This window comes from Flavobacterium sp. IMCC34852, assembly GCF_030643905.1.
GTDB lineage: Bacteria > Bacteroidota > Bacteroidia > Flavobacteriales > Flavobacteriaceae > Flavobacterium > Flavobacterium rivulicola.
Genome location: NZ_CP121446.1, coordinates 1,711,141 through 1,722,752 on the forward strand (window position 1 = coordinate 1,711,141; position 11,612 = coordinate 1,722,752).

The window sequence follows — 11,612 nt, forward strand, 5'->3', positions numbered from 1 at the left end:
AAAATTATATTTATGAAAAAACTTTTACTTTTATTTTTTACGGTTGCCGGTTTTGTGAGCGCTAATGCTCAAACTTCATGTGCTACAGCTGTTGCTGTTGCAGACGGAGCAACTGTAACAGTTCCGGCTATTACCGGAACAAATCAAGTGGCTTGTAACAATGTTAACGGTGAGTTAACAACCGGAGCTTTCGGTATGTGGTATTCTTTCACAGCTACCGGGAATGGTCAAGTAACTTTGAGTTCTGATTTACCTCAGAATGTTGCCCCAAGTAGTGATGATACCAGAGTTTCTGTTTACACAGGTTCTTGTGGATCATTAGTTTGTGTTGATGGTAACGACGATATTGACGGAACCAATTATTTGTCAGTTTTGACATTTGATGTTACTATCGGAACTACTTACTACATTCAGTGGGACAACAGATGGTCTTCAGCAGGATTTGATTTTACGGTTGCATTTGTTGCGGTTTCTTGTTATCCGGTAAATACTATCAACGCGCCAACTAATGTTGCTACAAACTCTATTACACTTAACTGGGCAGCTGCAACAGGTGTACCTCAAGGTTATCAAGTAGAATACGGACCATTTGGTTTTGCTCAAGGAGCTGGTACTACATTGACAACTGCAACAAACTCTATCACTATTCCTGGATTAGCTCCTTCTACTGCTTACTCTTATTATATACGTACAGATTGTGGTTTAGGAGGTTTTAGTACTTGGTCTGCTTCAAATGCTTTCACAACAGCTAAAGTTTGTCCTCAAACTGTAGGTTTTGAAACAAACCCTGAATTAGTTGGAATGTCAACTTTCGGAAATGGTGCTTATGGTTTAAGTGCTAACGCACCGGCTAATGCACAAGCAGGTAATTATTATTGGATTTTCAATACTAATGCTGCCGCAGCTTCAAACAACTGGTTGTTTACAGCTCCTTTCTCTTTACAAGCTAATGAGGCAGTGACTATCACTTTTTGGATCAGATGTGCTACGGTTAGAAGTTTAAGACTTACTGTAGGAAACGAGGCACTTCAAGCATCACAAACTACACAACTTTGGGCTAATGCTGCCTTGAATAATCCAACATATACACAATTTACCGCTACTTATACAGCACCTGCTACAGGTATTTATTATTTTGGATTTAATGATATTTCTACAGCTCAAGCTACAGCGACAATGCGTTTGGATTCAATCAACTTTACTTCAGTACTTGGAACAAACGATTATTTAGCTTCTAAGTTCTCTGTTTATCCAAATCCTTCTACTAACGTAGTTAATTTCTCTAACGAAGCTAATGCAGTTGTTAGTACTATTGAAATGGCTGACTTAAACGGAAGAGTTGTAAAAACAGCTGAAGTTAATGCAGCAGATGGTCAAATTTCTATCAGTGATTTAGCCGCAGGTATTTACATGATGACTATTTCTACTGATCAAGGTGTTGCAGTAAAGAAAATTGTTAAACAATAATTTTACACTTCAATAAACAAAAAACGACTAAGGAAACTTAGTCGTTTTTTTTATTCTTGCTATTCATCATCATGAAGACAATGCTTACTAACCCAACTATGACAAGCGCAAATACACCTATCATAATAAAAGCACCATTATCCCAAGAATACAAAGGAATGTTTAAAGAAGTCATGATTTATCAATTAGAGTTTATCAAAACTACAATGATAAATTTAAATCCAGTATGATAATTATCATGCCAAAAATTTTGCTTCAAGTTCCCGAGAAGGCATCATACATGATTCTTGCTTGCCATACCAACGGTACCTGTTCTTGGCCACGTAATCATAGATAAAATCAGAAATGAATTTGGGGAAAACAGTAAAAATTCTCAATAAACCATATATCCCGCCAAATTCTTTTATAATTCGCAAAGCGGCTTCCGATTTATAATAATAGGCTTTACCGGGTTCATATAAGACAATGCTGTCAGTATTTTTAATGTCGATACCAATGTGTTTAATGATTTTTAATCCCAGTTCAGATTGAAGTGCCACAAATCGGAAAACATCTTTTTTATCCTGCTTTATAACAAACTGTACCGAAGCGTTGCAAAGATTGCAAACACCATCAAATAGGATGATTTTTTTGTCTTTTGGTAAGTCGGTTATTTCCATGATTTATCTTGAATGCTGTTCAGGTTTTATTTAGCTTGTACAAATTCTAATTCCTCCAAACTCACTTTTGAAGTAAAAATGCCATAGTTGACCACCGCTTTGTTTTTTTCAATTTTGTCGATAGTACCAACCGATTTTCCATCAACCATGCGAACACGGTCACCAATTTTTAAAGTCACTTTGGGTTTTTCAGCTTCTTGCTTTTGGGCTTTGATTTTCTTTTCTTTCTTTTCTTTTCGAATTTCCTCTACGATGACTTTGACTTCTTCAACCACTTTTTTCTGGATGATTTCTTTCTCTTTTTTCTCTTTGACGGTTGCTTTTTTGCGTTTGGAATTTTCAATTTCAACCAACTTTAAAAAATCACCAATCAAAACTTTCTTGTCTTTATTGTTGAAATATTTTTCCGAAATATCATCTATTTTTTGGCCTATGTAAATCAATCGCTGATTGGCATCATACAATTCTTGGTAACGCTCCAATTTGTCTTGGATTTTAGCGTTGATGTTTTCCATCTTTTTGCTTTCCTCACGTGCCTTGATTTCTTCTTCTTTAAGCGTTAAAGATGTTTTTTCGAGCTTGGAACGCTCTTTTTGTAAAGTAGCAATGGTTTTGTCAAAGCGCACTTTTCCGCCTTCAATCTTCTTCTTAGCGCGATTGATTAGGCCATAAGGAATGCCGTTTTTCTGCGCGACTTCAAACGTGAACGAACTTCCGGCTTGGCCGAGAATTAGCTTGTACATCGGTTCCAATGATTTTTCGTCAAAAAGCATATTTGCATTTGAGGCAAAGGGCAATTCGTTAGCCAAAATTTTCAAATTTGAATAATGCGTCGTAATAATCCCGAAAGCTTCTCTATGATAAAATTCTTCGAGGAAAGTCTCCGCTAAAGCTCCGCCCAATTCGGGGTCAGAACCGGTTCCGAATTCGTCAATCAGGAACAAGGTTTTAGCGTTGCATTTTTTCAAGAAATAATTCATATTCTTCAAGCGGTAGCTGTAGGTACTCAAGTGATTTTCTATCGATTGGTTATCGCCAATGTCCGTCAGAATTCGGTCAAACAAAAACGTCTCGCTACGTTCGTGTACCGGAATCAAAATACCGCATTGCAACATCAACTGTAACAGTCCAACAGTTTTCAACGAAATGGTTTTTCCACCGGCATTCGGTCCCGAAATCACAATAATGCGATTCTCATTTTTGAGTTCAATAGTTTGTGGAAATGTTTTTTCCTTTTTTTCTAAATTGTTCAAAAACAAAATAGGATGGAAGGCTTCTCTGAAAAACAATCGTTTTTCTTCAATGATATTCGGCAAAATGGCATTGATTTTACGAGCATATTTGGCTTTAGCCGAAACTACATCAATATCGCTGAGAAAGTCTTGGTATTCCTTCAATAAGTCAACATACGGTCGGATATCGTTGGATAATTTTTTTAGAATTTTGGTAATTTCTTCCCTTTCCTCATACTCCAAATTGCTCAATTCTCTCGAATAACGCAAAGTAGCTTCGGGTTCTATGTAAGCAATACTTCCGGTTTTGGAACTGCCCAAAATGGAGCCTTTTACTTTTCGCCGGTACATCGCTAAAACCGCTAAAACGCGTCGGTTTTCAACAAAGCTTTCTTTAATTTCATCCAAATACCCTAAACCGTTGTACTGGCTTAAAGCCTGACCAAAACTCTGGTTGACTTTGCCGCGAACCACACTCATATCCCGACGAATATTAATCAAATCAGGAGAAGCATTGTCTTTGATTTCACCGTATTTGTCAACCACTTCGTCAATTTTTTGGATGATGTATTTGGTATATTCTATTTGTGAAGCTTTTTCGTTAAGCTTTGGATAATAATCGTTGAATTTCTTTAAAAACATTAGCAACACATTAACTGTATCGGAAAGCGTTGCTATCTTTCTAAAGCTGCCGACTTCCAAAAAACTGTCTTCTATGGCTAAGAATTTAATATCGTTAGTAATGTTTTCAAATCCATGGTTTGGGATAGCGTTGTTGTTGGTAAAAGACGATAAGTATTCCGAGGTTTGTAACAGCGCGTTCATCAAGGTTTCCTTGCTTTTAAAAGGAACAATTGCTATTGCTTTTTGTTTCCCGATTTCTGTATTGCATCGCTCTGAAATGGTTTGCAAAACGGTGTTAAATTCTAAATCTTTTAAGGTTTTATCTGTAATCGATATCATGCTATCAGTGTCTTTGGTTCAAAGTTACAAAGGATAAAATCCATATTGCAACAGAAAATACTATTTTTGGTAAAATTTTATGAGATGTTAATCCAAATGAATTCTTCTTGGCACCATCAACTTACCGATGAGTTCGAAAAGCCCTATTTTGAAAAGCTTACTACTTTCGTAGAAAGAGAATATGCCACTCATAAATGTTTTCCTCAGTCTAGTCAAATCTTTGCGGCTTTCAACCATTGCTCGTTTGATAATGTTAAAGTAGTCATCATCGGTCAAGATCCGTATCACGGTTTAGGGCAAGCCAATGGTTTGTGTTTTTCTGTAAATGACGGTGTCGCTTTTCCGCCTTCTTTGGTTAATATTTTTAAAGAAATTCAAACCGATTTAGGGTTGCCTATTCCTATTTCAGGAAATTTAGAGCGTTGGGCTGATCAAGGAGTTTTGTTGCTAAATGCCACTTTAACCGTTCGCGAAAGTGAAGCCGGAAGCCATCAAAATCAGGGTTGGGAAACTTTTACGGATGCTGTAATTCAAAAAATTTCGGAGTCCAAAGAAAAGGTGGTTTTTCTACTTTGGGGTGGATTTGCCAAAAAGAAAGGAGCCAAAATTAATCGTGCCAAACACTACGTCCTAGAAACCGGTCATCCATCTCCATTAAGTGCCAATCGCGGATTGTGGTTTGGAAATAAGCATTTCAGTAAAACCAACGCTTTTTTAAAAAGTATCGGCAGCGAAGAAATTCAATGGTAACTAGTTTACGTTAAAATAAAAGTAACCATTGCTGTCAAGATTTGACACGGCGGCATTGATGTTAACCACAAGGTTTTTGGCCGAACTTTGAGAAATCAATTCCACACTGTTAGTTGACGAACTGTTGTATCCAAAAGACAAGCGATAATTTCCGGCGGTTAATAAAGGGAAACCTACGTCATAGCGGTAATATTCCTCAACGGTATTGTATTCGCCTAAAGCATAAACATACGCGCCATTTTGAGCTTCTCCTGAAATAATATCAAGTTGGCTGTCGTTTACCGTTACAACTTCCCAATCGGTTGTGTTTATTTTGCGTTCGATGACATAAGAAAAAGCAAAGGCTGTTGCATTTCCGGAGGTTTTGTAAATGTCTAATAAATTGCTTTGTCCGGGTTCCGTGAGGTATCTCGGAATAGCGGCTTCCACATAAAGAAAATCTCCCACTGCGTAGTTTGTTTGGGCAGGAAAGGTGACAATGTTATTACCGGCTTCTACATATATAGTTTTGTAAAAAGTATCGTCATTGGTGTCACAATGGGTAAATAAAGTAGCCACAAAAAGTAAGGCGATGTATGATAGTTTTTTCATTTTCTTCGAATTAAAATCGGTAACCTAAATTAAATCCCACTCTGGAAATCACATCCGGACTCTGATCACGATTAGTCAAATTTGAACCAAATCCGGCTAAAAACTCTAGGACAAAAGCCTCTTTGATATACATTTTATAGCCTAAGCCACCGCCCAAACCGAAGTCGCTGTATTTGGATTTTTCGGTAGTATAGTAACCATTCCCGTTATCGTCAGTCATCCGAACAATTTCTTTGAAGTCGCCGCTGTTGTAAGACCCGAAAACTTCAGCAAAATAGAAGCTCTTTTTTCCTTTTGACAGTTGGTATCTTACATAGGGATTGAATTCAAATTTGGGAACATTGTTGCGATATCCTCTGTCGAAATCGTCATTCAATTGGTTGCTGTCTGAAAAATTAACGTTGAAGCCGGTAGAAAAATTACCGCCGAAAAAACGTTCATAACTCAAACTGGCTTTTTGCCATACCAAGGCTGATAGCAAATCAACGCGGAATTCATTTTTTTTATGGTCTAAAGGAGATGTTTCCTGCGCTTGCAAGGCCAAAGAAAACAGCAGAAAGAGACTTAGCAATTTTTTCATCTGGGTCATTTTATTGGTAACGAATATAGTAAATAAAATTTTTAGTAATTGTTAATTGAAAAAGAATTATTCTAAAGTCAAAGCACCCAAAATCTCTTCATTCATAAACGGTCCGCCCGGGTATTTGGCTGTATAATCAAGATTGAGCCAAATGTTTCCGCGCTCATCTATATGGTAATTGATGGGTTTGTTTTTACTCTCTAACGGAAAGAGTGTTTTTTTGATAACGTAATTAATTTTCTCCAAATCTTTTTGGGTACCGATGAATATTTCGGGATAAATATGGCCTTTGGTGTGAATTAACCGAACCGTTCCGCCAATAGATTTTATACAGGCCGCCATAAAAATGGAATGGTCATCGCAATCGCCCGAAAGATATTGCAGTGACTCAGTGGCTTTGGCAATATAATCATGACCTTTAGGATCACTAACATAATACCAACGGCTGTTGATTTCTTTGAAAACTGCAAAAGATTGTATCAGCGTGAAATAATCATTGTATCCTTTGACATTTTTAAAATGCTTTGAAGTGGCCATGATGGCAAAGTTTCTGATTTTAGGGTTTTGATATTCAATGGCATCAATGATTTTACTTTTGTTGGGAAAAGGCAAAAGTTTAGAAATGATGATGTCTTGCGGATAAGGATCGTCATTCATGGTATATATCATAGAGCGATAATCTTCATATACTTTTTCAAATCCGTATTTACCCGAAAGTGTTCCGTATGAGAGGACAATGAAATAGAGAATAACAGATATCAAAGTAACCCTTCTCATGGCTCTTAAAATCAATTGTATAATCAAAAGGATTAGAAGAAAAAGTACAATTCTGTCAATGTGGAAAAGCCAATCTAATGTGGCCAAATTGTGATGCGTAATGATAAAGATGGGAATGGTTATCAGGACGTTCAAGATAAAAATGATAATCATGTCCCAAGGACTTTTTATCCTGAATTTTTCTTGAAGTTGCTGATAAGTAAGATTGCCTAATTTTATCATATTGCCATTGTAAAAGCTAAACGGCTTTTACGATTTCAGCAAAAGTACCTTTTTTATCGATAATTTTGAGGTCAAACAATTGATTTTGAATTTTGTTTAACACTTTTTCTTCTAAGGGTTTTTGCGACCATTTGGTAAGTGATAACCACAATTGGATGTCTTCTGTTTTTTGATGGTATTTGGAAGCTAAAGTCCTATCTATACTGGGAATGTCTTTGAACTCCACAGTGGTATTATTGATGATTTCCAGCAGTAATGCCAATGTTGGGCTATTTTTTTCTATAAACTCGTTTCTTACAGCAATTACAAAACAAGGCCAAGGTGTCGGGCAATCGGCTACGCGGCGAAAAGTTCCTTTGTCTACTAAAGGTTGGGTCATAAAACGTTCCCACATGAAATAGTCAGCAGTACCATTGGTCAAGGCTTCCACTGCGCCGTCGATAGTGTTTACGATTTCAAATTGCAGTTGCTCTGTATTCCAATTTTGGTTTTGCGCATTGACATAAGCCATCAAATGCGAACCCGAACCATAGCGTGAAATGGCAGCTTTGGTGTTTTCTAAATCGGCTAAAGTTTGGTAGGAAGAGTTGGTGCCAACATGTATTCCCCAAATCAACGGACTGTCAACATACACTTGAACAATCGAACTCGGGTTTCCGCCGACAATGTCTTTTACGATACCTTCAGTTAAAATAACCGCTATATCAGTTTCACCATCGCGCAACATTTGACACATTTTGCCGGTGCCTTCGGGGACATCGGTCCATTGTAAATTGATGCCGACTTCTTCAAACTCGCCATTTTCTATACACAAATGCCAAGGTAAATTAAAATGTTCCGGTACGCCGGCTATTTTTACGGTTTTCATTTAGATTGTTAGATTTTTAGATTATTAGATAGAACTTTATTCTTAATTGATGGCTTCTAACTGTCTAAAGCGAAGCGTATCTATAGCCCAAAGGGCGTTTCTATCGATCTGCGATAGCAGGGTTTTCCATTTGCCACCATTTCCATATCACGCCGTCTTTGTCGGGATAGTTTTCCATTAATTTCATGCCTACTTTTTCCAAAATATGGTTTGATGCACCGTTTTCTGAGTGCGTATAAGCGTTCATTTTGTCGATGTTCATTTGGTTAAAACCATACTCCAGCCAAGCAACAGAAGCTTCGGTCGCGTAACCTTTGTTCCAAAATTTCTCGTTTAAGCGATAGCCGTAATCGTAGAAATGAGTGTTGCCGTTTTCGATGTGGTCGTCTACATATTTGATCCCTGTCCAGCCAATAAATTCTCCGGTTTCTTTGATAATGGTGGCAAAACGCCCGATGTTGTTTTTTTCGTACTGACTGCGAACATAGTCGATGACTTTGATGATTTCTTCGATTTGTTTGGCCGGAGTTTGCCAGAGGTATTTGTGCACTTCGGGATTACTATCCATAGCAAACATGTCCTCGGCATCGGTTAGTTCGAGCGGACGGAGTAAAAGTCGGTTGGTTTCTAGTAGTAAATCCATATTTTCTAATTAGCCCCGATAGAAGTGGAAATCCTCGAAGAGATTGCAACGAATAGCGGGAAATAGCTCCTAAAATTTATTCTGCCAATTTATCCAAAGCATACGCAATCAAAGCATCCACGGCTTTGTACGGATCTTCGCTGAAAGTTCCCGTCGCACGGTTGGCGATGATGGCGTTGAGCGACAAGCAGTTGTGACCTAACAGTTTGCCTAAGCCGTAAATGGCGGCGGTTTCCATTTCGAGATTGGTCATTTTGATGCCTTCGAATTCGAAACTGTCCATTTTGCTATTCAACTCTGCATCTTGAATTTCGAGACGCAATACGCGACCTTGCGGTCCATAGAATCCGCCGGCAGTTCCGGTGAAGCCTTTGAATATTTGGTCGCTTTCGATTCTTTTTTCTAAAGTTTCCGAACAGGTAATCACATAAGGACGGCCTTTTCTTAAATCCCAATTGGTTTGTGCTATAAACGCTTCTTCCATGTCTTTTTCAGAAATGTCATCAATCAAATAGGAGCGAAGCATGTTGTCTAAGCCAAGGCCGTATTTGCTCATGACCATGCTGTCACAAGGAATATCCGCTTGTAATGAGCCCGAGGTTCCGATTCTCACAATATTCAGTGAAGTCAGGTTTTCTTTGGGCTTGCGGGTTTCTAAGTCGATATTGACCAAAGCGTCGAGTTCGTTCATGACAATGTCAATATTGTCCGGTCCGATTCCGGTGGACATGACGGTCATTTTTTTGCCTTTGAAGTAGCCGGTTTGGGTTTTGAATTCGCGCTTTTGAGTAGAGTATTCAATGCTGTCAAAGAACTGCGTGATTTTTTCCACTCGGTTTTGGTCGCCAACAAAGATGATATCGTGGGCAATATGTTCCGGCTTGAGGTTTAAGTGGTAAACGCTACCGTCCGGATTTAATATTAATTCTGAAGATTGTATCATTACAGTTAATTCGGTTATTTGTTAATTTGGTTATTTGTATTATCCGCCAACGCGTTTGGTTTTGAAGCCTTTGTCTTGCAGCATTTTCATGATTTTATCGCGGTAATCGCCTTGAATGATAATGGCGCCGTCTTTGAAAGTACCGCCAACGCTGAGTTTGGTTTTAATTTCTTTGGCCAAAATTTTGAAATCTTCGTCGCTGCCTTCATAACCTTCAATGATGGTCGTGGCTTTGCCTTTTCGTTTTTCGTATTTGCAAATCATAGGCTCTTTTTGGATAAAAAGCTCATGAGTTTCATCGGCAACGGCTTCCGGTTCGTTCGAAGGTTCGTGGTCGGGGAAGAGTTTTTTTAGTTGTTCTTGTAAGTCCATAATTTAAAATTAAAACAGAACGCTGATAAAGCGGATATTCTAGCGCTGATTATAACGGATTTTTTCTGATTTTTCTGTTGTTCTCAAAAATTTTTCTTTTAAACTCAGGCTTTTTGCCAAAATTAAGCAATAAGCCTACTTCACAATCAGTACCTCTTAAGTAATTTATTAATTGTATTTCAAATTCTTCTACTACAAATTCTGCCGCTTTTAGTTCCAATATTACTTTGTTTTCAACAATTAGATCGGCATAATATTCTCCAACTTTCAGACCTTTATAAAAGACATCAATTTGTTTTTGACTAACTACATCCAAACCTTTATTTTTAAGTTCAATGTACAAAGCATTGTGGTATACTTTCTCTAAAAATCCGTATCCTAATTCATTATAAACTTCATAAAATGTTTTCAGTACTGAATCTGTAAGGTCTTTGTGTAATAGCTCCATAAAATCAGTTTCTATCCGCGCTTTGTGAAACAAATCAGTTTTATCTGCGTTCAACAGGTTAAATGTCTAAAAACCAAAAAAGACATCAAGTGTATAACCCAATGTCTTTAATGAAATTATTGAATTAACCTTTATTTTTTCTTTAATCCTAGTTCTACCAGTCTTTCGTCAAGGTATTCTCCGGCCGTGATGTCTTCAAAACCTTTCGGGTGATCGGCATCGATACATTTCTCTAGGCAATTTAGCGGCATATCGCTCACCGGGTGCATAAAGAACGGAATAGAAAAACGGGAAGTTCCCCATAATTCTCTTGGTGGATTTACTACTTGGTGAATAGTAGATTTTAGTTTGTTATTGGTGTGACGCGATAACATATCGCCCACATTAATCATCAACTCGTCGGGTTGTGCCATGGCATCAATCCAGTCGCCGTTATGATTTTGTACTTGCAATCCTTTACCTTGTGCGCCCATTAAAAGCGTAATCAAGTTGATGTCACCATGTGCAGCAGCGCGAACGGCACCGTCTTTGGGTTCATCAGTGATTGGCGGATAGTGGATAGGTCTTAAGATGCTGTTACCGTCTTTGATGTAATTGTCGAAGTAAAATTCGTCTAAACCAATGTACAAGGCTAAAGCTCTTAATACATAAACGCCTGTTTTTTCCAACATTCTGTAGGCTTCTTTTCCCACTTCATTAAAATGAGGCAATTCAGAAACTTCTACGTTATCGGGATACTCGCTGGCGTATTTTGACCCTTCGCTTACGTATTGTCCGAAATGCCAAAACTCTTTTAAGTCACCGGCTGAACGACCTTTGGCATGTTCTTTTCCGAAAGAAACATAACCTCTTTGCCCGCCAATACCCGGAATTTCGTATTTGGCTTTGGTTTCCAATGGAAGATTAAAGAAGTTGCGCACTTCCGAATATAAATCTTCTACTAATTTGTCATCTAAAAAATGACCTTTTAAGGCTACGAAGCCGATGTCTTCGTAAGCTCTTCCGATTTCATTTACAAATTTTTGTTTACGTGCCGGATCATCCGACAGGAAATCACGTAAGTCAACACTTGGAATTTGTTGCATACTAAAAAATTT

Annotated in this window: 13 protein-coding genes; 2 read left to right on the top strand and 11 right to left on the bottom strand. The window is 37.9% G+C overall.

Annotated elements, in window-relative coordinates; genetic code table 11:
• Positions 1-12 precede the first annotated feature (12 nt).
• Positions 13-1,467 carry a T9SS-dependent choice-of-anchor J family protein gene (locus P7V56_RS07435; protein ID WP_171222514.1) on the top strand — a complete coding sequence of 485 codons (1,455 nt, stop codon included), beginning with the start codon at positions 13-15 and terminating at the stop codon, positions 1,465-1,467.
• A gap of 236 nt (positions 1,468-1,703) precedes the next feature.
• Here P7V56_RS07435 and P7V56_RS07440 read toward each other — a convergent pair whose 3' ends face one another.
• A complete protein-coding gene (locus tag P7V56_RS07440; RefSeq protein ID WP_205959364.1) occupies positions 1,704-2,126 on the bottom strand; it encodes a thiol-disulfide oxidoreductase DCC family protein in 423 nt (140 codons plus the stop codon).
• A 26-nt stretch (positions 2,127-2,152) separates the two neighbouring features.
• Positions 2,153-4,321, bottom strand: a complete 2,169-nt coding sequence (locus tag P7V56_RS07445; RefSeq protein WP_171222515.1) for an endonuclease MutS2 — start codon at positions 4,319-4,321, stop codon at positions 2,153-2,155.
• An 84-nt stretch (positions 4,322-4,405) separates the two neighbouring features.
• Between P7V56_RS07445 and P7V56_RS07450 the strand changes: the two genes are divergently transcribed.
• Entirely contained in the window at positions 4,406-5,071 is a 666-nt protein-coding gene (locus P7V56_RS07450) for a uracil-DNA glycosylase (RefSeq protein ID WP_171222516.1), read from the top strand.
• Here the strand turns inward: P7V56_RS07450 and P7V56_RS07455 are convergent, their stop codons facing one another.
• From P7V56_RS07455 to P7V56_RS07495, 9 genes are all read right to left on the bottom strand, one after another.
• Entirely contained in the window at positions 5,072-5,662 is a 591-nt protein-coding gene (locus tag P7V56_RS07455; RefSeq protein WP_171222517.1) for a hypothetical protein, read from the bottom strand. It abuts the gene before it with no gap.
• A 10-nt stretch (positions 5,663-5,672) separates the two neighbouring features.
• Positions 5,673-6,242, bottom strand: coding sequence for a DUF3575 domain-containing protein (locus P7V56_RS07460; RefSeq protein WP_171222518.1), 570 nt, complete (start codon positions 6,240-6,242; stop codon positions 5,673-5,675).
• A 66-nt stretch (positions 6,243-6,308) separates the two neighbouring features.
• The gene (locus P7V56_RS07465; protein ID WP_370529613.1) at positions 6,309-7,172 is read right to left on the bottom strand and encodes a transglutaminase; all 864 of its coding nucleotides are present in this window, start codon (positions 7,170-7,172) and stop codon (positions 6,309-6,311) included.
• Positions 7,173-7,257: 85 nt separating this feature from the next.
• Positions 7,258-8,109 (bottom strand): substrate-binding domain-containing protein, encoded by an 852-nt coding sequence (locus P7V56_RS07470; RefSeq protein ID WP_171222520.1) that lies wholly within the window; start codon positions 8,107-8,109, stop codon positions 7,258-7,260.
• A gap of 100 nt (positions 8,110-8,209) precedes the next feature.
• A complete protein-coding gene (locus P7V56_RS07475; protein ID WP_171222521.1) occupies positions 8,210-8,752 on the bottom strand; it encodes a GNAT family N-acetyltransferase in 543 nt (180 codons plus the stop codon).
• Positions 8,753-8,828: 76 nt separating this feature from the next.
• Positions 8,829-9,695: a nucleoside phosphorylase gene (locus P7V56_RS07480; protein WP_171222522.1), complete on the bottom strand. Its 867-nt coding sequence runs from the start codon at positions 9,693-9,695 to the stop codon at positions 8,829-8,831.
• Positions 9,696-9,734: 39 nt separating this feature from the next.
• On the bottom strand, positions 9,735-10,067 hold the full coding sequence (locus tag P7V56_RS07485; protein WP_171222523.1) for a translation initiation factor: 333 nt from the start codon (positions 10,065-10,067) through the stop codon (positions 9,735-9,737).
• A 49-nt stretch (positions 10,068-10,116) separates the two neighbouring features.
• Positions 10,117-10,569 (bottom strand): GxxExxY protein, encoded by a 453-nt coding sequence (locus P7V56_RS07490; RefSeq protein WP_240976641.1) that lies wholly within the window; start codon positions 10,567-10,569, stop codon positions 10,117-10,119.
• 77 nt (positions 10,570-10,646) lie between these two features.
• A complete protein-coding gene (locus P7V56_RS07495; RefSeq protein WP_171222524.1) occupies positions 10,647-11,600 on the bottom strand; it encodes an isopenicillin N synthase family dioxygenase in 954 nt (317 codons plus the stop codon).
• Positions 11,601-11,612: the final 12 nt, after the last annotated feature.